The following is a 23784-nucleotide window of genomic DNA, read 5'->3' on the forward strand; positions in this document are numbered from 1 at the left end:
CAAAGTTCACTAATTTGGTATGCCGCCGCTTGGGCTGTTGGGCCGCATGCGTTTTTCGCGTTCCAAAGCTCGCTCGGTTTTTGGCCCATCCACAACCGTTTTCGGGGCGTGCGCTTTCTGCAGGCGCTGGGCGTCCCGCTCTTTTTGCAGCGCCAGTGCCGTGGTTTTGTCGTAGCGCTTGGCAATAGAACCCGGCAAACCGGCGATAGCATCGGTGTAGATCCTCGCTTCCAACCGCGCCCGACTGATGGCCACGTAGAACAGATTTAGCGAAGTGGTACGGCTCTTGGTGTTCACGGAGATCATCACGCGATCATTGGTTAGGCCCTGCGCACTGTGAACAGTCGCGGAATAAGCGTGTTCCAGGTGCAGCGGTTTGTTCGATGGCAGCTTCACCACGCGCTCCGGCTTTCCGTCGCGCTCTCTGGTCGAAGCCAGCTCGATCATGCCGTTGGCTGTGCTGATAACTCGCATCCGGTCGCCGTTGGTGAGGTCGAGTGATGGCGTGTTGCGGGTGATGCGTACCAGGTCGCCAATGGACAGCTCCGGGCGCTCTGCCTTGTAGACGCTGAGCTTTGTAACCTGTCGCGAGTTGATCTGACGGCTCTGGCCATCGGCACCGGTCACGACAAGGATGTTTCCCGGTAACGCCTGTTTGACGGTGTAGTTCTCGCCACGAACCAAGCCCGCTTTTTTGTAGTCTTTCTCCGGCTGAATGACCATTCCTTGCTGGTAGGTCGGTGCGTAGCGCCGCTCTGCCTGAGTCATATCAACGCGGTTCAACGTGTCGAACTTCGCCCCCCGGCCCTCAAGGCCCAATGCCTTGCGCGCCAAAGTGTTGATCTCTTTGCGGTCTTTGTTTGTACCGGCAACGATCAATACCTCTCTACGCTCCTGGTCAGTCAGTTGCATGTAGTCGTTGACGATCGCTTGATGTCGATCGATAGGGTTGCGCAGTTCCTCAATGTGCTTGATGTGCTGCAGCGACTTGGGAGTATTGCCATCGGCGGCGTGCTCGACGGCTAATTTCAACTCGGGGTCTTTCTGCCGCTGGATCTCCTTGATCCGGGCGGTTTGCATGCCGTTCTGCTGGAGCTGGGCGAATGGTTTTCCCGCCTCGATGGCCTCGGTCTGTTTGGTATCGCCCAGCTGAACAAGGCGGGCCCCGAACTTTTCCACCAGCCGCATGAGCTGTTCCATCTGGCGAGCGCCGACGACACCGGCCTCGTCGAGAACAATGATAGTCCTTTCGTCCAGGGTCTTGTCTTTGGTGTTGAAAAAGCTGGCCAGGGTATGAGCGTCCATCCCCTCGTTTTTGAGTGCGGCAACTTGGTTCCCATACGGCGCCAATGCGAGGATTCGATAGCCGAGTTGATCCTCTGTCTTGCCGTAACTCATTGCCTCGTTGACGGATGTGAGCAGTTGCACGGCCCGCTCAACGGAGTAGGTTTTGCCCGTACCAGCATCACCCTGAATGCCGACAAACCGATTCTCCGTGCTGACGATGGTCTCGACGGCTTGCCGTTGGCCAGCGGTGAGGGTTGATCCTTCAAGTGCTTTAGCGACCTGCTCCTGGGACATGAGCGGCGTCACCTGGCCCCGGCCAGTGCGCTCAATGGCAAGGATGGCTTTCTCGCGCTTCAAGCCTTTCTGTGTGGTGTAGCGCTTCTCGGTTGGCACCAATGAACCGCGCTCGATGGCGGTGGCCACGTACTGTTTTGCCTGCTTGTCCGTCCAGCCTTTCAACTCCTGCAGGTGAGCTTGCCAACCTGCAGGCGACAACACGGGCGCGTTTTCCGTGGGCTGTGCCATTGAGTAGGCCGGTGCTGACTCTATGAGCGTACCTTGTTGTACCAGCCGGGCTATTTCGGCCCGTACCTGGTCAGGCCCGGCCAACCCTACCGAACGCTGGAGCGCCACGGTCAACAGGTCCAACTGGGTAACAACCTGTTCACGCTCGGTCAGGTGATTGATTGCGTATTGCACAACGGCTTGGGCCGGTGTCAGCCCTGCGGGTAGATTGGGATCAGATGGAACGCGGCCAGCGCCTGACGCTGGGCCTGATTCACCATACTCGCGGCCATCCAATCGGCTTTGTGGGCCGTAGTCGATCCCTAACTCACCATACTCGCGGCCATCCAATCGGCTTTGTGGGCCGTAGTCGATCCCTAACTCGCGGCTTTTCGTCACCCAATACTGTTTCACCAGATCGTGGTCGCGCTCGTCTTTGTGCGGCCTGGTGGCCATTGAGATAACTTGTTTTTCCAGAGTGGTCGCGTCGGCCCGGGTTTTCCCGTCCTTGGCCAACGCTTCTTCAATGACTTTGCTGCGGCTGGAGAATGCTTCGATCTGTTCCCGTGAAATGTGATTCAGCTCGAAGTTGCCTTTGCCATCGAGTACGCGGATCTCGTAGCCCAGCTCGCGCAGCTCCAAGGCCAGTTGGCCCTTGTACATGGCGTCAACTTCATGCTGAACCTTGAAAATATCGTCGTTGAACAAGGCACGCCATTTACCATCGGCGCGCTGCGTCATGTTCATGATCACCGCATGGGTGTGCAGTTGGGGATCCTTGCCGCGACTCATTTCGTGGCGAAACTTGCCAATGACCATGTTCCCCGTGCGTTCGCGCAGGAACTTGCCCTGTACCTTGCGCCGTGCCTGGGCGAGCTTTTCGACGTGGTGCATGGCCTTGGCCACCGCCCGGTCGTGAGCCAGGGTGACATTTTTGTCGCCGGCGACGAGTGCTTGCATCGACACCGATTTCGGCGCCGAGAATGTCATGTCCAAGCCCATGCGCCGCTTGTTGGTTTCGGCATTGAACGTGGTGTGGATCCGCTCGCCGTTCGGCAACTTGCCATCAAGCAGTTTGGCCAGTTGCAGCTGATCGACGGGGCCGACCAGGCCGAGCCGTTCGGCACCTTCGCCTTGCCACTCGCCGGGTGTTTCCTTGGCGTAGTAGGGGTGCATAGAGAAAACGGAAAAAATCGTACGATAGGCCCTGTGACCCGCAAAGTTCGGGCATGTCTCTGTCAGAGTGTTTGCACTTGCTCGGTTTGCCTTTCATTTCTTGACTACAATCGTGGGAGCTGAAGGATCAGATCCCCTCAACAAAAGCCCCGTCAAGATGCCGGGGCTTTTGTTTTCAGTCCACACCGTTGAGCAGAGAACGACTAGATCATGGTGAGCTGATGCCGGTAGGTGTTGTCATAGAGGTTTGATAGTGCTCCATGTTCAGTCTTTCGCATTCAGCATCTGCTTCTATCTGTGTCGGGTAGGTGAACTGCAATCGCTGCTTATCTTGATTGTCATAAATATCAAACCCGCCAGGAACTGTAGTGGAGTGAAAGCGAGTTCCATTACGAATCGATCCTGTTTCGATGGGGATCGCAGGAACAACAACAAATCTCTGAATCATCGTCGCGTCCTTGTGTTGAGTGAATCTTAACTAATAGCGGCAGCCCGCCACTTCTTCAAGTTTTGATAAACCCAATGACAACCAAGCAGCCTGAAGCCGTGGCCTGTCAGGTTGAAGTCATAGAGGTTTGTAGGGAAACGTCAGGAAAAGCCGAAATAGCCCCTATCTTGACGTACTTCGGTCGTCCGGTCTGACGCCAGGTTGAGGCATACCCCATTCGGACACCGACTACACAACCTAAGGGCTTGCAGGCTGTCAGCAGGGCTTATCGTACGATTTTTTCCGTTTTCTCTATGCCCCCCTCCTAAGAAGAAAGCCCAGCTTACGTGTGCTGAAACACTGCTCCCCTCTGATCTCAGACACACGGCGGATAGGCGGGGCGAGCCGATACCTGGGCGGCAACGGGGCTAATGCCCGCGTAGAGGGTTCTGGGAATGGAGATAGGTGCAGGGGGAGGCAACAACGTGATGATCAAGCTAGTCGTCGCAACGGCCAGCATGAGCAGTTGAATGATTCGGTCGTACATGTGAAGGCACTCCTGGGCCTGGAAGGTGACTGGAAGCTTGCCGTCACGACCGATTCGAAATCCTCTTGGGTTATTTCCGCTCGAATCTGATTCGTCACGACGCCGGCCTCGTCGCAGTCGGAAGCCTGAGGAGTATGGACAGCAACTGGAAGCTAGAAAATGCAGCGTTTCCGTCGAAATCACAGCTAGTCCATATGGACTAGCTCAAATATGGACATTTTTTACAGAATTGTCCATAGGGGCTCTGCCTCGCTCAGAGCAGTGGTCACTCGCTACGGGAATCTGCGCTAGTACAAAAGCATTCCGTTGCAGCCTACCTATGGTGGGGGATTTCGCATTCGCCAAAGCCTCCGGTTGGTTAGTCTGATTTGGCATTTGTCAGGATTGAGTCATTATGTTTCACTGGAATCTCCAGTAAGTGCTAGAAGTTTTGCTCTGAGCGAGTGGTTCTGATGTATAAGTGAAACAATTTGGCATAGGGCTTGTTCATAGTCTTTTTTTAGTTTCTTGATTTCATCATGGTTTGTCTTGTTTTTTTGCTTTAAGCTGTCGGGGTTGAGGGTTTGTTTGGAGGCGTTAAGTGATTGGGCTGCAGCAGCTTCGATCGCTGCAATTATTGAACTATGTTCGGTTCTGCTTTTTTTTATGGATCCTCGCTTTCGCCCCGCTTCCAGAGCAACGGTGTCCTTGTTTATAGAAGATTTTGCTGGAAGAATACGGGTCTTGCCTTCGATAATTCGTTTCAATGCCGAAAAATAATCTTCATTGCTGCTCATAAATCCTCCATTTTTTTCAGTAGACCATATCCCTTTACACTTTCGTAGGTGGCGTCAATTTCATTTTGTAATTGGATGTATTGTGGGGAGCCTGATTCATACATTTTTTGCCCCCGCTTGAGTGTTGTAATGCCTGTTTTAATTTTCCTTAAACTGTGATCATCAAGAATTGATTTTTCGCATCCGGCACAAGCGCGAAGGATATTTGTAAAAGAAATCTTGTCACATGGCTCAATGTTTGTGCAGTGGCCAAGAGGGCCTGGTTTGTATACCATTAGTCCAGTTCTGAATTTTTGCTCAGTAACGGCTCTGTCAGTTGTAATGATGAGAGGGCGCCCTTTGTTTCTAGCGACTTGAATTCGATTGCCCTCACCTCCCCATAAGAGGTTGTTGGAGTTGATTATGTCAGCGTCGTAGTCAAGGAATTGCGCCATTTGGCGTTCGGTTTCCAATTCATCCATCAGTTGCAACGAGTCATCAGTTTTGATGAAGTTAACAGCAAAAGCGCTGCCGCGCCGGTAATATGAAGCCATCATTTCTGTGAATTGTTTAAATTGCACAGCCAGGGAGCCCACTGAAACGAGTTTTGATCGCGCGCAGTAAACAGCTAATGAACGCCTGCATTGATGAGTTGCAAGCGGCCAAGGCTCTGCTAAAAGCACATCTGAATCGTTACGCCAGTCCCGAAAACCGTCAAATTGTTCTAGTTCTCTGATATCAGATTCACGCACGAGCATGTCGGGCCATCGCGCAAGCAAGCGTTTGAGAGTGCGTGCATGGCAGGCAGGAGATATTACTGGTGCGCCATCATATGCTCGAGTTATCTGTTGGACTTTCTTTAAGGCTGGAAAAAGAGGATAGCTATTGATTTTTGTTCTGTCGTACTTGAAGAGTTTTGCGCAGAGTTCACCAATCTTCAGGGCAGAGTTTATGCCTATTTGAATTATCTTGGATGTAACCCAGAATGTATCAGTATGGATTTGACTGCCGATTTTTGAAGTGTATCCACGTAAGATGCTAATCGCGGTCCCGCCAGCTGATATTGTTGTTAAGCTATCGGCGGGTAGGTGCCTGGCTTCATTGTGTCGCATTCCGCTAAATAAATGCACCCAGTAGAGCGCAGCGCATTGAATCTCTCCAATGTAACTGCTAAGCGCTTTCCAGTTGCTAATGGATTTGTTTGAGAAAAAAGCATCAAGGTCTAGAGCGCTCGAAGCATCCTGCCAAGAAATGGCTTTATGCTTTCTTGCTCGACGTAGTGGAGATCCATACATTGGATCTTCAATTCGCCTCGCGTACAGTTCAATGATGGCATCAGATTTAGTATTGAAATCTGTTAGTTCAGAGTGTAGTAGAATTAGTAGTGTGGCATAAAGTCGAGAAGGAATTAACTTGGTTTGCTGCGGGGCGTCTCTCTGCGCTTTCGGGTGTTTGTCATACATAGCCTGCATTAGCGATATGGTTTCGAAACTAGCTGGACCTAGGGTGAGCTGAGCATGTTTTGCTCTTATATAGTAAAGTTCTTTTATTAATCCTAAGGTAAGAAACATTTGTTTTGCGCTAAGGTGTGAGTAACTTGGGAGCAAGATCTTGCGCATATTGCGCTCTTCAAATAGTTCGGAGAGTGTAAGTCTATTTTTTAAAGCTAGTTTAGCAAATTTCCTTAGTTCTATCAGAGTGATCGAAATTGGCCTTCGAGGTTTGTGATAGAGGAATAATCGAGAGATCTGAATTTTTTTCATCTCTTCGGTGATTTCTCTAGCGATTGAGGTATCTTCTCCAGAGTGCCAGCTTGAAAAGTTGTAAACGCAACGTCCCTTTGCGTCGTATGTTTTAAGGTTCCATATGTTCTCTCCGTATTTTGATAGAATATTTCCATCTTTAGTTCGGGAAATAACAAAGTTTCGATCTAAATCGAAATAGTCTGAAGGTTCTGCGCGATGGTCTGGTAGTTGATGGGGGTCAATAGATGAAAGTTCTAGATATGCGATGATGCTCATGAAATGGCCCCAAGTACGACAAGAGTGTCAAAATGGATTGCCCAGAATGGATCGAGCTTGCCCGTTGCTATTTCCGAATTTATTTCTGTTATCTTGTCGGCATATGATCGTCCAGTGTCAGCGATCTCTGATAATATTTCATCGATTCTATGTTTTGTGGGGGCGCTTGAAGATAGTACTGGGTCGGGAGAGTCGTTGTCATTTGTGATTTCAATGATGTAGCGAAGGGAAAGTAAACGTCGTATATCTTGGTCGTCGGCATGGACTCCATAGTGGGTGCAGAAGATACAGGTTTCTGGAGACTGACAATTGGGGGTAGGAGCATGATGAGTAAAACCATTTGCATGCTCGGGTTCAGTCAGCGCTTTTTTCGTACAAGCGCCGATGTTAGTTTTGCTGTCATGTGTTGATTCGTCTAAAATAATTACTGGAATTTTTGAGGCAGAACGCGTTCTGTCGATTGCTGATTGGTGCATTGCCTCAAAAAAACTCGTCATTTCCTTTACGTAATCTTCCAAGGCGGGACGACTATAGCTTTGGCGTATAGTCTCCTCCGTGTTTCCAAGTTTCTCTGCCGTCAGCAGCATATCTCCGCCGCTAAGCTTTATATATTGATAGCTTATATTTTTTCTCCACTGGGTTGGATTAATCCATACCGTATTCGGAAGAATCATTCCAAGGTGTTTTTTGAACGCCCTTAAAGCGGATGTCGAAACAACAGAGATACTATCTCTGCTTCGGTGTGTACTCACAGGTATCGGAAATGCTAAATCAGTTTTTTCATTAGCGATAAGCCAGTCACGAATCTTTAGGTGCTTGTCAAATACCGATGAGAAGCGCGCTCCGAACTCGGGCAGCACTGTCTTTCCCTTAGCCCTATACTTAACCCCGGACATGCGTTTACCTTGCGTTGTAGGCACGATTTCTAAGGAAGTAAGGCGGAGTTGTTTAGCGACGCTCGTATTGCAACCAGTAGCCGCGATGAACGCAAGAAATCCGGCTGTAATTGCGTGGATACCTAAACGGATTCTTGTTAATGATCGTAAGTCGGAGTTCCGATCTTCTATGCGATAGCGCGTTTGATCGAAACGGGATCTCTCAATCACCGTCGTTGCGGCCCGCCAGTCCAGCCCATAATGACGTGTGACATCGGGCCAAGAAGGAAAGTGAGGTGATGACTCTAATAGCTTGGCGATAGAAAAATGATCAGGATTTCTTGAAGCGAAGTGGACGGACCAAAGATAATATGTAGGGTTGTCTGGCGAAACTATCTTTAAGGGAAGCGGAGCGCCTTCCACAAGCACGCGATAGGCTTCCTCTACGTAGCAGACTAACGTTGCGAATGTCCTCGCTTGAGTATCTGAGTCGGGGAGCTCAAGACTGATATGTCTAGAGTTATCTCGGCTTTGAGTGATGTAAGTCGCAAAGCCTTTTATTTCATTCTCGCTTAGCTCTGTGGTCGACGCTATTATGAAGCGCGCTGCACGTTGGTATGATGATGCGGTGCTTAGCTTGATCGGGCTGTCGTTAATTCCTGATTTTCTTACCCGCATCAATAGATTGGCAGTATATGCGAAGTAAGCGCTTCGCATGGATGCTAAATTATTGAATTCGTATGCTTGTTCTTGTGCGTCAATCCAATCCATAAACCTTGAGAATTCACCAAACATTCCAATTGCGGTGCTGGCTGGCCTTCTGCTTAATTCTTCAAGCATGAAGCGCGCTATTGGTATCCTATGTTTATCTAGCGAGGCGAGGTCAACGGGACAGCTTAAGTGCTGAGGGAGTTTACTGCCTCTCTTTGTATAACACAGTGAGCCAATATCCAGGGTGCGCGAGCACGAAGCGTATTTATTGAATACGTTCAGAACTGAAAGCTCAGGTCGCATTATATGTACGTTGTCATCAGCAGGCAGGAATTCCATAGTCTTTCTCTGGATGAGAGTCTGTTTCATTTTATCTGCTCTCCCGAGATGCTAGTGAGAACATGCTTGAAGAGCTCCTCTTCAAATTCATGCTGGATGCTTTTTTTCCACTCCATTCTTGTCTTGTAGTTTAGGTATTGTAATGTGGTGTTCTTGTTTGTGTGCCCCATGCGCTGCTGGACATGTTCAATTGCATAATTTGTGCTCGTGTTGCCAAAATGCTTAATTTGGCTTTCCATAAGATTCATTCCAAATGTGGCGCGCAAGTCATGGAATTTGAATTTTTTGAAATTTGGATGAGTGCGAAATATTCTGGGAAGAAGTATTTGCTGGATGTGAACACGAAGGGCGGCTCCGTCTTGTATATTTACTTGCTGCGCTCTGCGGCTCATATTCCCGTTCGATGTGAACATTTTCTGGCTTTTGCTCGATATTTCTCGCCTGCTTGTGTAGTAAGGAATTCCACTCTTGCTCAAAAAAACATAGTTGTCTTTGGAGTCTCCGTAATAAGAGCGTAGTCGCCGCTTAATAGCTTCAGGGCACCTGCTATAAATAATTATGTCTTTCACTAACCAGCCTGGGACTAATAGTGTCATTTTTTTATTTTTCTTTGTATCTATTAAGGTTCCAGAGCCTATGGCGAGCCTTAAATTTCCATCGGAGTCGAGCCTGCCTTCAAAATCTCGTATTCGGAGGGTACCAATTGTCTGGATGCGTGCGCCCGTAAATAGAGCAAGATAAAATATAAGCTGATATTCACGCGAGGAGTGATGTAACGTTTTTAGAACGATAGCTTGCTCGTCGGTGGTTAATGGGCGAAGTTCCTCGTCATCTTTGATGTACTCGGCACAGCTTTGTTTAGATCCTCCCTTGAGGGATAGGTTATGAGAGGAAATCTTTACTTTTCCGGCAGCTCCGTACTCAGTCTTAACGAAAAGCTCTCTGTTGATTCTCGTGAAAGCTATGCCGTCACCGCATGGCTGGTTTACTAAGCCCCACTTTGTGATGGCGTCATAAAAATTAACTACAGCGTTAATTCTGGATTTTGCTGTGCTTGTTGAGAGTTCTGCATTATCCACAAAGTTCAGTAATTGCTCTCTATATCGATATGTCACTTTCAGACGATCATTTTCCGGAAAGTGAAGAAAATTAAGTTTCTGATCCTCCAGGAAGCGCAGATAGTCAAGTAAGTGGTCCGCAATACCTCTGTATGTCTTCGACTCATATCCAGGCTCACGTTCTAGTTTCGTCGTCAGGTAAAGATTTCCGATGAGCCATGGCTCACCATTACCCTGTATTAAAACTGGAAAGTTTGGGTAGTAACCACTTTCGCTGCGTGTGAATATATCGTCCAGCGCCTTCGTCGAGTCGAGGGGGAAGTCTATGTTTATGCTTTTAAGTTCTAGCAGAAAGAACTCAGGAATTAGAACTCTTCGCGCTTTTGATTCATAGCGGCAACTGTTGCCTTTGAATTTTTGATTTTGATTAGTCATGCATAATCACCACGGCGCTGAAAAATTACTTTCTTGGGTGGTTATGCAGCTTTGTTTATAAAGACCAAGGATCAACCCTGATAAGCTGATTCGCTCTACTGTTCGGGTGTTAGCTTGGTAGGTTTTATATGGGAAATAAAGATAAGACGACACACTTACTCTCCAATTAGAATATTATGGAAAGTAAGGTCGTCCATATCCTCTTAACGGGGGCCGCCTCACCGTGCCATCATATACCGTGAAGATTTTGCGTTAAATAAATTTTGTCTATCAGAATTTTCTTTCCGATAGTATGATCGAGTGCTAAGGTTTGATGGAGTTGCAAAATTCTGGAGCCTAGCGGTTATTTGTTCCTCAAACTGACTACGCCTGGCCTCAGACGGGCGACCTCCTAGGCAGGGATTCTGAATTGGATCCCCTAGATTTCCGTACCTCCATTCCAATTGTCATGGGGCGGTCAGTTCAGCTTGCGCCGGATATTGACGTACGATTGGTGCGACATTGTCAGCGCCTTCAGCCTGCAGAAGCGTGTGCACTGTCGCCAGGATTGGCTCCAGCTGATCCTTACTCACCGTAACTCGACTACCGCCATTGGCTTCAAACTTCGGTGGTCCCGACGTCTCCGCATCTGATTGACGTGCCGCGCGTCATGCAACCATACAAGATGATGTCACCGTGAGATTACTGGGTTAATATACAGTTCTATGGACAGCTGACCCAGCAGGAGGATTTGATGTCTCTCTCTCGTGGCATTGTGGAAATCAGAACGCTTGATGAACTGTCATCTCTGTACGAGATTGCCCCAGACTGCACTCTAACGAAGGAGCAGTATCGAAACCCGCTGCGGCCATATCGGCTGATTCGCCCTGAGGCGAGCTGCCAATACCAGAAAAACGGGAAGCGCTGTTCCCAGCTGCATCAGCACGGCTTTGTGGTCGAGCTGCACGACGATTCAAAGGTATTGATAGGGAATTGCTGCGCACTCAATCATCTGGGTCTTGATGACGAACAGGTCAGAGGCGATTTCAAGCGGCTAAGCGCTACTGAGCGGCAGAACATACGTCGGCATAAGATCGAGACAATGCTCAACCAGCGGGACAGCCTCATTGTCCGGACCCGCGCTGCGAGTATCGAGTACAGAAAATTGCACAGCTCAGCTATGCAGACTCTCAAAGCACTCCCCATTGAAGTACGTCGTGCTCTGCTTGATCGCTGGAAGCGGAATGCATTAGAGGTTTCTTGGGAATACCTGATCATCAAGAAGGGGAAAGACGAAACGGGGAAGCCATATGAGGAGCGCGGCTGGTATGCGCATTCCTTCGGTCAGTTCAAAGGGCTGGGCCTGTGGCTGCAACTGGATCAGCAGCTGTATCAGGAAACGCTTTTGAATCTACGTCGGCAGCTCGAAGCTGTCCCCAACAAGGCGCGATTGAACCAAGTGGAGTTGGAGCTTGCGGAAGCTGCGCTTAGCCAAGTGGCGACCCTGGAGACCATCGAGCGCGAGTTACACGGCCAGTCTGAGCTGTTGGAGGATTTCCGCAAGCCGGCGAATTTACAGTTGGCAATCCAGGTCGTCAGCAACCAAAAGGTCCGCGCTGAAACGGTAAAAGCGATTTACCAGCTTATGGGTGAAGCCTGCAGCATGAACCCTGAAAAATATGTCGCCGAAATCGATCTGGCGTTGAAGCAAAAATATTCGGCGAACGGCATTCGCATCGCCTCTTAACCTGCCTCGACCGGCGCCTCATCGTTAAGCCCTGACTGGCAGTTTTTACCAACCTGCCAGCCAGGGTGGTTAGGATACCGATGCCATTAGCATCAGCCCTTGGTCCACGCTCAAAAGCAGGCGACCAAATGCTGACCTATTGCAGAGTCGAATTGAAAGCTGCAGGTAGCTCCCTATGTGCCTCGCTTCTCGATTTTGGCAGCTCAAAATAGCCTCTATCCCACTCACCGAAAACCCACTCTGCGGATATTGGTCTCCGCTCGCCGAGGAGCAGAGGGTGGTTGCGTACCCTGCTGCAGGTTCATTAGTACCACTGTCGATTCTTGGCTCGGGTATGCATGGAGCCACTTACAGCGCATTGGGGCTTCCGTTTGCTTTTGCTTCCCAGTTCGCGCCTGGTCAGCTTCGCCAAGCACTGCCGATCCTTCACAGATTCCTCTCCTACGGGAAGACTTAGGAGCACCACACCAACTCCTAGGAGTCGCAGATTTTGGCTTTAGCTGATCGAATTTCGCAGAGCGGACCGCGCTGGGGCAAAAAATCCAATCAGAGCAGAGGTGATGGTGATGAATACCTCAGTCCGAGAGCGGCACGTTGAGTTCCTGACGTACCCGTTCGAGGATGGAGTCCAACGTGGCGTCCTCGTCCATGAAAAGGTAGCACTGAGTCAAGATTGTCAACGGATGAACGTCCATCACAGAGGCAAGACCATGCACCATTTCAAGGGTAGGGCCCTTTCCTCCGGCCTCGAGTTGACTGAGGTAGGTTTGGCTGCTGTGCGCACCGAAGTCTTCCTGGCTGAGGCCGCGAGTTCTCCTTAGCAGTCTCATCGCTTTACCAAATGCCTGTTTCAGCTGCATTTTTTTCATTCCTACAAAAGGAATGATGAAGCCGTCTTGAACGTCAGACATCCATTAACTATTGTTAATATTTTGAGGATTTATTCGATGTTCAAGACCTACAGGCACGCCGAGCTGAGCCCTGCCAGCATCTTCGGGGAACCTTCCACCCGACACTGGCAATTTATTGAGCTTGAGCTGCACCACCCGTGGTTTTACGTGGAGCTGGTACGCGATCATGGCGATGACATCGTTGGAAGCATGCTGATGATCCCCACGGTACCGATTCTTCAGCAAATGCTATCGGAACTGGATGATCATTCCTGGTTCGCGCAGGCGCACCTGATGTCTCCCGGCCACATGAGGGGAGGGGACGACTGGGTGATGGAGCCGCTCATTGAGGTAAGCGTTACCGAGGATGGCTCAGGGTGTATTGGAGGCTACTTATATAAGGTGGAAGGGGGCAAGAGTTACAGTATTCACTATGCGTCTTCGCGCGAGAACGTCAAGGTTAAAGAAATAATTTTTTCGGCTGAGCGCGATTTGCGCGTACGTGGCTAAGCTTGTACTCGCCGAAATTCACGACTTCCTGAAGGCCAGGTTGACTTGTTCGGTGACGCATATCTTGGCTTTGAGTTAAAAATCCGCCCTCGAAGAGTCTATGTCGACGGGTACATATCCTTTGTTTTTTATATTTCATCCTCATTCTTCTGCCAGCAGGCTGCGGGTTTCTTCTGATTGTAGTGGGTTCTGATCCTTTGAATTGCATGCAGTATGGTTTGAGCACATCTGGATATCATAGGCCGCGTCTGTAATTCAGGGGGTTAGCGATGTTGATAAACCCGCTCCGTGAGCTGCTGTATTCACTCTGGGTTTTTCCATGCAAATATATATTTCTGATTCAAAATATGGCTAGGCGCAAACTGGCATGTAGGGCTGGTGAATATACCGGGCTGGCTCTGTTCTAAACGGTTTATAAGTGCCAATATTCTCAGGCGTTCCTTTATTGATAGCTTGAATTTGGGATGCAATGGGCTATGTTACGGAGACGGCAACGTTGGCTTGATGTGATGCTGATTTTTCCAACAGAGGGCGTAGTGGTCCAGTACTCTCTGCACTGGTGTCTATTGATGCCGGAACGTGCCATGAAGCATTCCGCTTGTCGTAACGGTAGAGTAAATATGATTGTTCGAGGTTGATTCGACTGATCATAAGCCGAACCAAATTGTAAATTGCATCACGGGGGCAAACGGTCCTAGGAGGAAGCCTTCGTCGAAAGTTTCCACAAGTCATAGTAAAAGTTGAGCGGCTTTGTCAATCAGCATCAGTTCCTTGGGCTTATCTATGCTGCAGTCGATCGGGTTGATGTGGATGACCACGACGCACGCCGCCAATGCGAGGTCGGAAAAACAGGCGGCTTGCATGACTCCCCTTGAGGAGACAATCGCCAGCAGAGTGACAAAATGCCGCGTCGGCTGCGTGCCGGCCTTCCAGGGCCTCGCCGTACCACACCATGCCAGACGCAGTTGGCCATTGCAGTGGATACAGCGCGACGGCTCGGCCAGTTAGCCGTCCAGGGTGACGATCTGCTCAACGTTGCTGAGGGCGGCGGTACGACGAGAGGCGAATCATTTGGGCGTCATCAGACTGCCATGCAGATACACGACGCGCTGACTGCCGGCACGTCATGCAGTTCATCAGCATTATGAGTGCTTACCTTTACCCGGTATCGGCTGTCAGCCAGGCGAGCAATTGCTTGGTGCGCCGCATTGGGTTGTGCCTACAGCAATTGATGGCGAGCCTCGAGGTACCAGATCCACACTAGCGCAAGGCACCTACGACAGTCACTGACGTTTCCAGGCGGTCGCCTTTGGCTCTAATTCTGGCGAGCGGTCAAAGTAAAAAGCCCGCCGAAATCGGCGGGCTTATCAATTGTCTCCAAGGGGAGGCGGAGCGCCAACAAATCTCGGAGCCAGCCCTCATAGCATACTCCAGTTTGGCGACAACTGGGGGCCAGTGGGGTGCTTGCTGCTGGTTTGCCACACCGTATACGACTAAATCAAGGCATGGTGGGTCTAGGAAAAACCCGTCATTCACCGTCGCGGAACCAATCGTTCCGGCTGGCCAGGCCCAGTTCCACTTCGCTGGGGATGGGGTTGCTTTCGAACAGATGCGCTGTCCGCCGCTCCTGTTTGAGACAGGCGAGGGGGGTAAAGAAGCAGCGCTCGCACAGGTGCACTTCATAGCGCTCGCCGTCGTGCGCCGTCCCATAACCCCACTGAGCTTCCAACGTCCCGAACTGCAGGTTGCCGCTCGCCTGCCGAGTGGACTCATCACAGATATCACAGCGCAAATCGGTCACGGCCTCCTGTTCCACGCGTCCCAGGATCTTCATGAGGTTATCTCGTTCGTCAGCGTAACTTTAAGCGTAGAAGTTGGCGGCTTGCGCACTGGGCCATCGGTCGCAAGGCCTAAGGCCTTACAGGTCAGGCTGCGCAGCGGCTCACCGCTACGCTGAGAAGTGGTTGCACCTCGGGCGCTGTGCCGGGCGAACGCAGTCTACTGCGCAAGATCGCTAGCCGGGTTTGGCGAAGGTGGCTGTCGATGGCCTGTGAGAGATCTCTCTGCGAATATTGCTCGCACGCGGAAGCCGTCGTGGTCAGATTGCTACTGCCCGCTCTCGGAGTTCGGTATTCAAAATTCGATCGTTTTCGCTATAGTCGACTGGACAGTCGATCACGTGCACGCCTGGGTTGGAAATGCAGCGATCGAGCAGCGGTAGCAAAGCATCAGCGCTTTCTACACGGTAACCGTTGGCGCCGTAGGACTCGGCGTATTTAACGAAGTCCGGGTTCCCATAGTCCAGGCCGAAATCGGTGAAGCCCATGTTGGCTTGCTTCCAGCGGATCATGCCGTAGCCGTCGTCGCGCAGGATCACCACGGTGATGTGCATGCCCATACGGACGGCGGTTTCCAGTTCCTGGCTGTTCATCATGAAACCACCATCGCCGCAGACCGAGATCACTGGACGGTCCGGGTGCACCAGGTGCGCCGCCATCGCCGATGGCAGGCCGGCTCCCATGGTTGCCAGCGCGTTGTCCAGCAGCACGGTGTTCGGGTTGTGCGCCTTGTAGTTGCGGGCGAACCAGATCTTGTAGATGCCGTTGTCCAGGGCAACAATGCCTTCGGGGGGCAGTACACGGCGGATATCGGCGACCAGGCGTTGCGGATAGATCGGGAAAGGGGTCATGCCGAGATAAAGGAAAATTAGGACATACGCGCTGCAACTGATTGTATTTAAATATTTTTCTAGCGTCGCTGAGCTGCTCAGGGTGGGCTTTATAGGCTTTTATAGTCAATTATAGAAACGGCTCTGAACGCCTGATTGAGGTTATGCCGAGGCAAGGGGGAAATTCACTCATTTGTCCTGTAACTCATTGTTATTAATGAGTTTATTTCGACAAGAGGGCGTGCCGAGATAAGGCAAAAATTAGGGCATTCGCTCTGTAACTTGCCGCACTTAAACGAACAGATTGGAAATCCTGCTCAAGCGAAGGCGCGCTTAGCGTAATGGCTTCAGCCAGATACCGCTGAGGATCAGTTCGGCCTGCTGCGAATTAAGTAGGCCGATCTGGAGTTGGCAAAGGTACTGGGGTGTCGGTATCAAGGCTCTGAGCCCAAGTCTCGACCAATGCGTGATCGATCACCAAACCCTCGCTCACGTCGGCCAATGCCTCGCGTGTTAGATCAGCGAGTCGTTGGTCGTGATTTATTGAATTGGCCATTCCCCGTCCATTTTGCCGTGCTCTGCTGCTAGCTGACGGGCGTTGGCTCTGAATAGCCCGTCTTCACGCCCTGGGTGGCCGCGTAATGGCGGGTTTGGAAAGCCAGGACATCCTGCATCTGCTTGCTGACGTCCTCTTCAAGCCCCCATTCATAGGCCAGCTTGTCGAGTTGGTAGCGAGAGACAAGCTGGGTCGCACGCGGTGAGCGCTCTGCTGGTTTCAGGTTTGACCAACTGCTGACAAAGCCTTTTAGGCGCGCGGCTTTGTCCGTTGATACACAGGGAAAGCGACGCAGCAGGTCGACGAGATAGAGGGCACGCAGCTTCTGTTCAGGCTCGCGCAGCTTGCCTGCCACTTCACGCTGCAGTACTGGCACGAGGTCGCGCTCTTCGTACCACAACTGCTTGGCGAGCTCCACAAGAGCATCGGACGCAACTTGGCTAAGACGCTGCTGGGTGACAGTCTCCAGAAGCGTGCCAAAGCTTTGTTTACGATCCAGACGTGGCATCTCGCCCATCCTCCAGGTACTTCGCTGTGACCAGTTTCAGGCAGCCTAGCATTGCACTTCGGTTGCCCACGGCATAATCGATTGCCTCTGTTGCTAGTGTAACAAACTGGCCGACATCGACACGGCCACATTCGATGAGCTGTTCGATATCAGATTGATCGTTTTCCGTAAAGCGGCCGAGCTTGGAGATGGCCAGATCCACGCCGGCGGCAACGAAGATATGTAGCGGCTGCTCACCCTCGAAACCCTCCATGGGGATGGCGCGCTCGCGGTAATCCTCGTGCAGTGGCCCGAGGGCATTGGTGTAGTTCTGGTCCAGGTACACCTGCAAGTCGCGGCCGTCGCCGTCCTCATATCCCTCTGGCGGTGTGTAGACGGCCATGATCTCGTCCTTACGCAGCACACGGGCCGCCTCGATCTCCGCATCGATGTCCGCACTACCACGCGCATGGGTGAGCAGGTGCACCGCGCAGCCGCCGAAGACGAAGACCTTGAGTGAGCCTGGCGGATTGCCATCCAGTAGCGGCAAGGCCCGGGCGAACAGATTACCAATGGCCTGGCCCAGCGGCGTAGTCAGCCGGACAGGTTCCGCAGCCCCCTCATCGGCAGTCTCAAGTAGTGTCATCTCCACCTCCGCTCAGTGCATAGGCTCAGTGTGCCGGTTCATGTGCTACGTGCGCCATCGCTGTTCACAAGCGGCACCCCGAGTAGCTTTAGCTGTGTAGTGGCTTCGACCAAGCGCTCCTGCAGGCCCTGCGTCTACTGCACCTGAAGCGCGGATGCTTCGCTCAGCCGGGACACCTCCTCCTGCAATGTGCGACAACGCTGTTCAAGGGCTTCATTCGAGCGTTCGGAGCCGGCCAGCGTGCTCTGCAGAGCCTCCAGGGCCTGAGTTTTCTGCGCCACTAGCTGTTGCTGTGCATGTCGCTCTTTTTGCAACTGCCGCGCCTCGGTGAGCAAGCGTGCATTGTCGCGGTTCAGTTGCGTCAGTTCGTCCTGCTTGATTATCAAGGTCTGCTGCAGTTGCCGCAGTTCTAGTTGCAATTGTTGTATCTGCGACTCGTGTCGGCGTTGTTCCTGCTCACGCTGTTCCTTGCTGGCCTGCCGGTAGTGCTCCAGGGTGTCGCGCGCATGTCGGTGTTTTTCCTCCAGCGAGTGGATCTGTGCGTCGCGATCCTTGTGCCGCTCCTCCAGGTCGCGATTAGCCTGCTGTAGGCGGGCGTTCTCGATCTCGGCCTGCTGCCGTTGCTCGCGTGCCTGCTGCAACTCGTGATGAGTGGTCTCAAGTCGTTCCGCGTCGAGCGCGGTCTGGCCTTCCAGTTGTTGGATGCGGTTTTCGGCCTGTCGAAACCGATGCTGGTAATCGAGCCGTTCGCGGGCCAGTTGTTCGCGCTCCTGGGCCACGGCGGCCTGCGCCTCCTCCTCTAGCTGATCTGCCAGTTGGCTGACCAGATTGGCCAACTGTTCGCTGAGCGGGATCAAGGCCGCATCCCGGCCGCGCTCGGCGTCTTCAAGCTCTTTCAGGTAGCGGTGAATGGTGGTCTTTGAACCGGTATTGCCCAGCTCGATGCGCACCGCATCAATACTGGGGTGGATACCGCGGGCGAGTAGAGAATTCCGGGCTTTCTGCACGATTGCTTTGTTGATGCCACCGCGGGCCATAAGTGGAACTCCTGACGATTTCGTTCTGTGGTATGTACTATGTAAATACATAGCATATTATCAAGAACTTCGTTTTTTTCCGCTCGTATTCTAGAATTGGATAATCATGAATTATCCAAGGTGATGCGGTGTTTTTGTCGTTTGGCAGTCGCTCACCGGTACACCAAGGGGATGCGCTCAGATGAGCCAGGAGATCGAGCGGTACCTGCAGGCCGGCACTCGTGCCAACACCCGGCGGAGCTATCAGCAGGCGCTTGAGCACTTCGAGGTGACGTGGGGTGGCTTTCTGCCGGCGACTAGCGATACAGTCGTGCGCTATCTGGTCGATCACGCCGCCACCCTGTCCAGCAATACCTTGAAGTTGCGCCTCGCGGCGTTGGCGCAGTGGCATGTCAGCCAAGGCTTCCCGGATCCGACCAAGACTCCGCTGGTCCGCCAGATCCTCAAGGGCATTCGTACTTTGCACCCACGCCAAGAGAAGCAGGCCGAACCTTTGCAGCTGCGCCAGCTCGAACAGTGCGTGTTGTGGCTGGAACAAGCTTTGGAGCAGGCCCGCGCGGAAGACGACTTGCCACGGCTACTGCGCTGTTGCCGCGATCGCGCTCTGATACTGATCGGCTTCTGGCGGGCCTTTCGCAGTGATGAGCTATGTCGCCTACAGGTCGAGCACATCCAGGTGCGGACCGGGGAGGGCATGCAACTGTTCCTGCCCTGGAGCAAAGGTGATCGGGACAACCAAGGCCAGACCTTCAACGCGCCGGCGCTGGCCAGGCTGTGCCCAGTACAAGCCTACGTCGACTGGATCAGTCTTGCGGGTATCGCACGCGGGCCGGTATTCCGTGGAATTGATCGCTGGGGGCACTTAGGTGAGCAGGGCTTGCACCCAAATAGCGTTGTCCCACTCATGCGCGCCGTACTGCAGGCAGCAGGGCTGCCTTCGGAGCTGTACAGTAGCCACTCGCTGCGCCGCGGGTTTGCCACCTGGGCCACCCGCAGCGGCTGGGATATCAAAGCGCTGATGCAGTACGTAGGCTGGAGCGATGGGCAATCCGCATTGCGCTATGTCGAGAGCACAGGAGTGTTCCCTGGGCAACTGAGTGCGCTACAACACATCTCAAACTGGCCCGAGGGACTGCCATAAGACCGCCTTCCGCGGCCCCGATCTGCACCTAGCTGCGCACTGGGAACACCAGCTCGTCATGTGCGGTGCAAATGAGTCGATGATCCAGCACATGGAAAATTGCAGGGTTCTTGGCATCCTGGGCACCCACAAAGAAGAGGTAACTGCGGGATGCCTGCTTGTCTTTTTTGGCTTTTATGTTCTCTTGCCGGGCTATTTCCAGCTCATTTTTCAGTCGCCCGCGGGCAACTGCTGACCACTCGCTCCAAAGGACGACCACCTGGTAAGGCGTTAGTTTTTTCTCTTCCCATTCGCCCGCGTTGAGTGAAATGGTCAAGTGTTCATGCTACAAAGACGCGCTGAGGGAACGCTGGTCGAGGCAGTCCAGGTTGTACTGCCTGCGAGGCTGAATGGATCCAATGACTGGACGATGGAGAAGCTGACCGAGCTGATAAGGGTCTATGACCGGGACGAACGAGTCTTGGGCTACGACTTCCAAACGGCATCAGGCCAGACCTACTCGCACAGAGATTGCCTGTACTCACAGGACGGAGCCAAGCACCAGGTCTATTGTTCGATGATGTGTCCCGCATGAGATGGTCGCCACCTCTGGTGGTTCTTGGCAGGGCCACTCACGAGGTTTGACAGGACAATGAAGGCTCTTCCCGAGAAAATCCTGGACATCATTCAACAGCTTCCAGAAGGTGAGGTTCTGACACCTAGCAGATTCCTGCATCATGGTTCTCGCCATGCTGTGCAGCGAGGACTCTCTCGCCTGGTCGAAGGTGGAAAGCTGTTTCGCGTTGCTCGGGGCATTTATGTTGCCGCAGTCGAAACTCGGTTCGGCGTGCGCCCGCCGGCACCGGAGAAGGTTGTCCACTCGCTGGCTAATGCGCTGGGTGAAGTGCTGGTCGACCACGGGGCTCGTGCCGCGAATAAATTAGGGCTGAGCACACAGGTTCCAGTTCGCTATGTCTTTCTAACCGACGGACGCTCTAGGGAGCTTCAGGTAGGCAAGACCACCGTGTCGATTCGGTATGCGCCTCGATGGTTGATGGCTCTAGGCGCTACTGGAGCGGGGGAAGCCATTCGAGCATTGGATTGGATTGGCGAGGCAAGCGTGGGGTATGCCGTTTTCAAACTTCATAAACTACTACCCGAGAGCGAATGGGGTGATCTGGTGTCAGCTCACCGCTCGTTACCTATCCGGATGGCGAATGCAATCTGCGCTCAGTCGAGTTGCACCCACCCTGTCAAGTTGGGCTAGCGGTTTAGCTGTAGCCTACTTACCGCCAGATCGGCATCATCTGGAATGGGGCAATTCGATGTGAAAGCCCGTGAGGCCGGCGGCTGAGGTGCACCAGATGCGGCCTTTGTGAGCCTCAATGATGGATCGGGTGATGGCAAGTCCGAGCCCGGCGTTGCTCGGGCTTCCCTCCCGCCGAGCGGGGTCGACCCGGTAAAAGCGGTCGAAGAGCTTCTCTAAATGCTCTGAGCTAATTGTGTCCCCTGGGTTCTCGATGCTGAAGGTTGTGGAGTCCGCTGTCTCGCGGATCAAAACCGAAATTGTATGTCCCACCGGCGTGTAGCGCAGTGCATTGGACAGCAAGTTGGAAAGTGCACGATCAAGCATCAGCCGATCTCCCAGCACTTGGCCTGTGCCTGTGAGCGATAGTTCAATGCCATGTTCTTCGGCCAGAAGGTGGTAGTAGTCAAACAGCTTGAAGACTACGTCAGCCAGTTCGATCCTGGCCTGCTCGGGGATGATCAGGCCATTATCAGCCTTGGCCAAGAAAAGCATGTCATCAATCATCCGAGACATGCGCTTCAAGTCCTCCAGGTTGGAGTAGAGATTCTCTTCATAGGCATTGATATCGCGTTTCTTGCTCAGCACGACCTCGGTGTGGGTCATCAGGTTGCTAACGGGCGTGCGTAGCTCGTGGGCAATGTCGGCCGAAAAATTGGAGAGCCTAACGAAGGCATCCTCTAGCCGAGCCAACATCGCATTGAAGGATAGAACCAGTTGCTGAAGTTCCCGCGGCACTGGTTCGAGAGGGATTCGTTCCTGTAACGAGCGAGCGGACATCCCGGAGGCCACATGAGTGACTTGCCGCAGAGGCCTAAGGCCGCTGCGAGCAACCACCCAGCCGAGCGCGGCACTGAACAGGGCACTGATGACCAATCCAATCCAGAACCATCGTTGCAGCGTGTCGAAAAAGTGTGTGTGATTGGTGACGTCAAGAATCAGCAAAGCTGTGAGCGGCTCAGCCTGATCGGCTACCGAGATTTGCGCCGTCATGCCGCGGTACATGTGTTGGCCGTTCTGCCACTCCCACATGCTCTGCTCATTTTCACGTCTGAAACGCTCTGGTACTTCGACTGCTCTGGGGTCGGAGAACAGTACAGAACCGTCACTGGCCAGGATAGTGGCCGCCAGATCCTGATGGGCTCCCAGCAAGGCTCGCAACTGCGGTAATTCTTCCGAAAGGCTCGCTTCACCGCGAGCATTGTTGAGGATATGTTTGGCGGATTCGAGTTTCTCCACCAGGGCCTGCCGATCCAGCATCTTGAAGTGGTGCTGGCTGAGCATATTGAAACTCAGCCCTGCTACCGTCAGGACTGCAATTACCGCGGACATGAACATCAGGCTCATGCGTGCTGTCAGCGAAAGGTGCTTCATATTCACTCCGGCGCATCCATCATGTATCCCATGCCGCGGGCGGTATGAATCAGCTTGAGATCGAAATCGTCATCGATTTTTGCGCGTAGCCGGCGTACCGCAACCTCAATGACATTGGTGTCGCTGTCGAAATTCATGTCCCAAACCTGAGAGGCAATCAGCGACTTCGGGAGCACCTCGCCGCGCCGGCGCAGTAGCAGTTCCAGCAGTGAAAACTCCTTCGCGGTCAGGTCAATTCTTTTCCCGCCACGGATCGCACGCCGCTTCATCAGATCGACTTCCAGATCGGCAATTTTCATGGTGGTCTGCGTCGGCGAACCATTACCTCTGCGCAACAGCGTTCTGACCCTGGCCAGAAGCTCTGAGAAAGCAAATGGCTTGATCAGGTAGTCGTCCGCACCCAGCTCCAACCCTTTAACGCGGTCTTCCACACCATCGCGTGCCGTCAAGAACAGTACGGGGACGTCTTTTCCTGCTGCGCGCAACATGCGCAGCACTTCCCAACCGTCCAGCCCAGGCATCATTACATCCAGAATTAGCAGGTCATAGGCTTCGCTAAGTGCATGCTGAAGGGCATCTGTACCGGTCATAACCCGGTCGACATTGAACCCAGCCTCGGTGAGACCTTGCTGGAGGTACGTACCGGTTTTGGGTTCGTCTTCAGCTACCAGTAGTTTCATGTGTGCAGACTCCAAAAGTCGGGTGGCCTGAGTTTGCAGGCAAACCGCGGCCCCAACCAGAAGCTTACGAAAATGTAATTCTGACTTCAGCTCACTGACAGGGTGGCTTGTCTAGGGTGCAAGCATGAGCACTAGGTTGTGCTCTCGGCCCTCGACAGACCAAAAGCAGAGGTGCCGGCCATAGTTAGCACTGATGGAGACTGCCCCATGAAATCGCTGAAACCTTTACTTCTGGTTGGTTCGCTGCTGCTTTCTTCTATGGTCTGGGCCGAAGGGGGGGGTGATCGTACCTTTGAGCGCATGCAGCAGATGCGCGACAAAGCGGAAGCCGTGCTGATCCAGGCAGAGAAGGCCCCAGTCGGCGAGCGGCATGTGCATATGAAGGAGCACATGAACATGCTCGAAGACCTCATGAGTCAGCTGCACAATGAACATCCTGCTCCAGGCATGTCTGCCGAAGATCATTTGGCCTGGATGGAAAAACACGACAAGTTAGTAGACGACGTGCTGGGTCAAATGATTCGCGAGCACAAGCTGATGATGGCCGACAAAGAGTGCCATAAGTAAGAGTTTCCCCCATCTTCCAGGCCTTCCGTGATTGCTCCTTTGGCCTAGCGGCGCCTCAATGGCGCCGTGCTTTTTTCCAGCT

20 protein-coding genes and 1 pseudogene are annotated in these 23784 nt (G+C 52.6%); 5 read left to right on the top strand and 16 right to left on the bottom strand.

From position 1 onward, the window contains the following. Nucleotides 1-9: 9 nt before the first annotated feature. From mobF to DMX12_RS09200, 6 genes are all read right to left on the bottom strand, one after another. Complete coding sequence (mobF, locus tag DMX12_RS09180) at nt 10-2967, bottom strand: MobF family relaxase (protein WP_110677173.1); 2958 nt, start codon at nt 2965-2967, stop codon at nt 10-12. 208 nt (nt 2968-3175) lie between these two features. Next, a complete protein-coding gene (locus tag DMX12_RS09185; RefSeq protein WP_081791613.1) occupies nt 3176-3415 on the bottom strand; it encodes a hypothetical protein in 240 nt (79 codons plus the stop codon). Between the two features lie 918 nt (nt 3416-4333). Beyond that, nucleotides 4334-4717 carry a hypothetical protein gene (locus DMX12_RS28970; protein WP_075044227.1) on the bottom strand — a complete coding sequence of 128 codons (384 nt, stop codon included), beginning with the start codon at nt 4715-4717 and terminating at the stop codon, nt 4334-4336. After that, entirely contained in the window at nt 4714-6717 is a 2004-nt protein-coding gene (locus DMX12_RS28975) for a hypothetical protein (RefSeq protein WP_143516620.1), read from the bottom strand. Before DMX12_RS28975 ends, DMX12_RS28970 begins: the two co-directional genes overlap by 4 nt. Then, entirely contained in the window at nt 6714-8672 is a 1959-nt protein-coding gene (locus DMX12_RS28980; RefSeq protein ID WP_144415473.1) for a hypothetical protein, read from the bottom strand. Before DMX12_RS28980 ends, DMX12_RS28975 begins: the two co-directional genes overlap by 4 nt. Next, nucleotides 8669-10135: a site-specific integrase gene (locus DMX12_RS09200; RefSeq protein ID WP_054889346.1), complete on the bottom strand. Its 1467-nt coding sequence runs from the start codon at nt 10133-10135 to the stop codon at nt 8669-8671. Before DMX12_RS09200 ends, DMX12_RS28980 begins: the two co-directional genes overlap by 4 nt. A gap of 733 nt (nt 10136-10868) precedes the next feature. Between DMX12_RS09200 and DMX12_RS09210 the strand changes: the two genes are divergently transcribed. Next, the gene (locus DMX12_RS09210; protein WP_075044228.1) at nt 10869-11861 is read left to right on the top strand and encodes a hypothetical protein; all 993 of its coding nucleotides are present in this window, start codon (nt 10869-10871) and stop codon (nt 11859-11861) included. A gap of 575 nt (nt 11862-12436) precedes the next feature. On the opposite strand, the gene DMX12_RS09215 is transcribed toward DMX12_RS09210, so the two are convergent. Continuing rightward, nucleotides 12437-12772 carry a helix-turn-helix domain-containing protein gene (locus DMX12_RS09215; RefSeq protein ID WP_371263219.1) on the bottom strand — a complete coding sequence of 112 codons (336 nt, stop codon included), beginning with the start codon at nt 12770-12772 and terminating at the stop codon, nt 12437-12439. A gap of 36 nt (nt 12773-12808) precedes the next feature. On the opposite strand from DMX12_RS09215, the gene DMX12_RS09220 reads away from it, so the two are divergent. Continuing rightward, complete coding sequence (locus DMX12_RS09220; RefSeq protein WP_046787885.1) at nt 12809-13261, top strand: hypothetical protein; 453 nt, start codon at nt 12809-12811, stop codon at nt 13259-13261. A 728-nt stretch (nt 13262-13989) separates the two neighbouring features. Here DMX12_RS09220 and DMX12_RS29900 read toward each other — a convergent pair. From DMX12_RS29900 to DMX12_RS09245, 6 genes and pseudogenes are all read right to left on the bottom strand, one after another. After that, the gene (locus DMX12_RS29900; RefSeq protein ID WP_256212454.1) at nt 13990-14124 is read right to left on the bottom strand and encodes a hypothetical protein; all 135 of its coding nucleotides are present in this window, start codon (nt 14122-14124) and stop codon (nt 13990-13992) included. A gap of 665 nt (nt 14125-14789) precedes the next feature. Next, nucleotides 14790-15095, bottom strand: coding sequence for a hypothetical protein (locus DMX12_RS09225; protein ID WP_046787886.1), 306 nt, complete (start codon nt 15093-15095; stop codon nt 14790-14792). A 264-nt stretch (nt 15096-15359) separates the two neighbouring features. Next, a pseudogene (locus tag DMX12_RS09230) lies at nt 15360-15941 on the bottom strand (thiamine pyrophosphate-dependent enzyme); the annotation flags it as partial. Nucleotides 15942-16513: 572 nt separating this feature from the next. After that, nucleotides 16514-16993, bottom strand: coding sequence for a hypothetical protein (locus tag DMX12_RS09235; protein ID WP_004374702.1), 480 nt, complete (start codon nt 16991-16993; stop codon nt 16514-16516). Then, complete coding sequence (locus tag DMX12_RS09240) at nt 16974-17618, bottom strand: DUF6036 family nucleotidyltransferase (RefSeq protein ID WP_004577577.1); 645 nt, start codon at nt 17616-17618, stop codon at nt 16974-16976. The genes DMX12_RS09235 and DMX12_RS09240 overlap by 20 nt, the downstream gene beginning before the upstream one ends. 134 nt (nt 17619-17752) lie before the next feature. Then, nucleotides 17753-18655: a DNA-binding protein gene (locus DMX12_RS09245; protein WP_046787887.1), complete on the bottom strand. Its 903-nt coding sequence runs from the start codon at nt 18653-18655 to the stop codon at nt 17753-17755. Between the two features lie 181 nt (nt 18656-18836). On the opposite strand from DMX12_RS09245, the gene DMX12_RS09250 reads away from it, so the two are divergent. Next, entirely contained in the window at nt 18837-19796 is a 960-nt protein-coding gene (locus tag DMX12_RS09250; RefSeq protein ID WP_004374696.1) for a site-specific integrase, read from the top strand. A gap of 28 nt (nt 19797-19824) precedes the next feature. Here DMX12_RS09250 and DMX12_RS29270 read toward each other — a convergent pair whose 3' ends face one another. After that, nucleotides 19825-20112, bottom strand: a complete 288-nt coding sequence (locus DMX12_RS29270; protein ID WP_156089063.1) for a hypothetical protein — start codon at nt 20110-20112, stop codon at nt 19825-19827. A 315-nt stretch (nt 20113-20427) separates the two neighbouring features. Here DMX12_RS29270 and DMX12_RS09260 point away from each other — a divergent pair, with 315 nt between their 5' ends. Next, entirely contained in the window at nt 20428-21042 is a 615-nt protein-coding gene (locus DMX12_RS09260) for a DUF6088 family protein (RefSeq protein ID WP_046787888.1), read from the top strand. A gap of 36 nt (nt 21043-21078) precedes the next feature. Here DMX12_RS09260 and DMX12_RS09265 read toward each other — a convergent pair whose 3' ends face one another. Beyond that, nucleotides 21079-22455 (bottom strand): heavy metal sensor histidine kinase, encoded by a 1377-nt coding sequence (locus tag DMX12_RS09265; RefSeq protein ID WP_016487036.1) that lies wholly within the window; start codon nt 22453-22455, stop codon nt 21079-21081. 2 nt (nt 22456-22457) lie between these two features. Then, the gene (locus DMX12_RS09270) at nt 22458-23135 is read right to left on the bottom strand and encodes a heavy metal response regulator transcription factor (RefSeq protein ID WP_004374688.1); all 678 of its coding nucleotides are present in this window, start codon (nt 23133-23135) and stop codon (nt 22458-22460) included. A 207-nt stretch (nt 23136-23342) separates the two neighbouring features. Between DMX12_RS09270 and DMX12_RS09275 the strand changes: the two genes are divergently transcribed. Beyond that, nucleotides 23343-23702 carry a co-regulatory protein PtrA N-terminal domain-containing protein gene (locus tag DMX12_RS09275; RefSeq protein WP_024616817.1) on the top strand — a complete coding sequence of 120 codons (360 nt, stop codon included), beginning with the start codon at nt 23343-23345 and terminating at the stop codon, nt 23700-23702. Nucleotides 23703-23784: the final 82 nt, after the last annotated feature.

The organism is Pseudomonas sp. MB-090624 (genome assembly GCF_003205245.1).
In the GTDB taxonomy this organism is placed as follows: Bacteria; Pseudomonadota; Gammaproteobacteria; order Pseudomonadales; family Pseudomonadaceae; genus Aquipseudomonas; species Aquipseudomonas juntendi.

Bases quoted from the DNA above. Each gene is read 5' to 3' on its own strand.
- mobF (WP_110677173.1), bottom strand. From the start codon at position 2,967: ATGCACCCCTACTACGCCAAGGAAACACCCGGCGAGTGGCAAGGCGAA.
- DMX12_RS09185 (WP_081791613.1), bottom strand. From the start codon at position 3,415: ATGATTCAGAGATTTGTTGTTGTTCCTGCGATCCCCATCGAAACAGGA.
- DMX12_RS28970 (WP_075044227.1), bottom strand. From the start codon at position 4,717: ATGAGCAGCAATGAAGATTATTTTTCGGCATTGAAACGAATTATCGAA.
- DMX12_RS28975 (WP_143516620.1), bottom strand. From the start codon at position 6,717: ATGAGCATCATCGCATATCTAGAACTTTCATCTATTGACCCCCATCAA.
- DMX12_RS28980 (WP_144415473.1), bottom strand. From the start codon at position 8,672: ATGAAACAGACTCTCATCCAGAGAAAGACTATGGAATTCCTGCCTGCT.
- DMX12_RS09200 (WP_054889346.1), bottom strand. From the start codon at position 10,135: ATGACTAATCAAAATCAAAAATTCAAAGGCAACAGTTGCCGCTATGAA.
- DMX12_RS09210 (WP_075044228.1), top strand. From the start codon at position 10,869: ATGTCTCTCTCTCGTGGCATTGTGGAAATCAGAACGCTTGATGAACTG.
- DMX12_RS09215 (WP_371263219.1), bottom strand. From the start codon at position 12,772: ATGTCTGACGTTCAAGACGGCTTCATCATTCCTTTTGTAGGAATGAAA.
- DMX12_RS09220 (WP_046787885.1), top strand. From the start codon at position 12,809: ATGTTCAAGACCTACAGGCACGCCGAGCTGAGCCCTGCCAGCATCTTC.
- DMX12_RS29900 (WP_256212454.1), bottom strand. From the start codon at position 14,124: ATGCAAGCCGCCTGTTTTTCCGACCTCGCATTGGCGGCGTGCGTCGTG.
- DMX12_RS09225 (WP_046787886.1), bottom strand. From the start codon at position 15,095: ATGAAGATCCTGGGACGCGTGGAACAGGAGGCCGTGACCGATTTGCGC.
- DMX12_RS09235 (WP_004374702.1), bottom strand. From the start codon at position 16,993: ATGCCACGTCTGGATCGTAAACAAAGCTTTGGCACGCTTCTGGAGACT.
- DMX12_RS09240 (WP_004577577.1), bottom strand. From the start codon at position 17,618: ATGACACTACTTGAGACTGCCGATGAGGGGGCTGCGGAACCTGTCCGG.
- DMX12_RS09245 (WP_046787887.1), bottom strand. From the start codon at position 18,655: ATGGCCCGCGGTGGCATCAACAAAGCAATCGTGCAGAAAGCCCGGAAT.
- DMX12_RS09250 (WP_004374696.1), top strand. From the start codon at position 18,837: ATGAGCCAGGAGATCGAGCGGTACCTGCAGGCCGGCACTCGTGCCAAC.
- DMX12_RS09260 (WP_046787888.1), top strand. From the start codon at position 20,428: ATGAAGGCTCTTCCCGAGAAAATCCTGGACATCATTCAACAGCTTCCA.
- DMX12_RS09265 (WP_016487036.1), bottom strand. From the start codon at position 22,455: ATGAAGCACCTTTCGCTGACAGCACGCATGAGCCTGATGTTCATGTCC.
- DMX12_RS09270 (WP_004374688.1), bottom strand. From the start codon at position 23,135: ATGAAACTACTGGTAGCTGAAGACGAACCCAAAACCGGTACGTACCTC.
- DMX12_RS09275 (WP_024616817.1), top strand. From the start codon at position 23,343: ATGAAATCGCTGAAACCTTTACTTCTGGTTGGTTCGCTGCTGCTTTCT.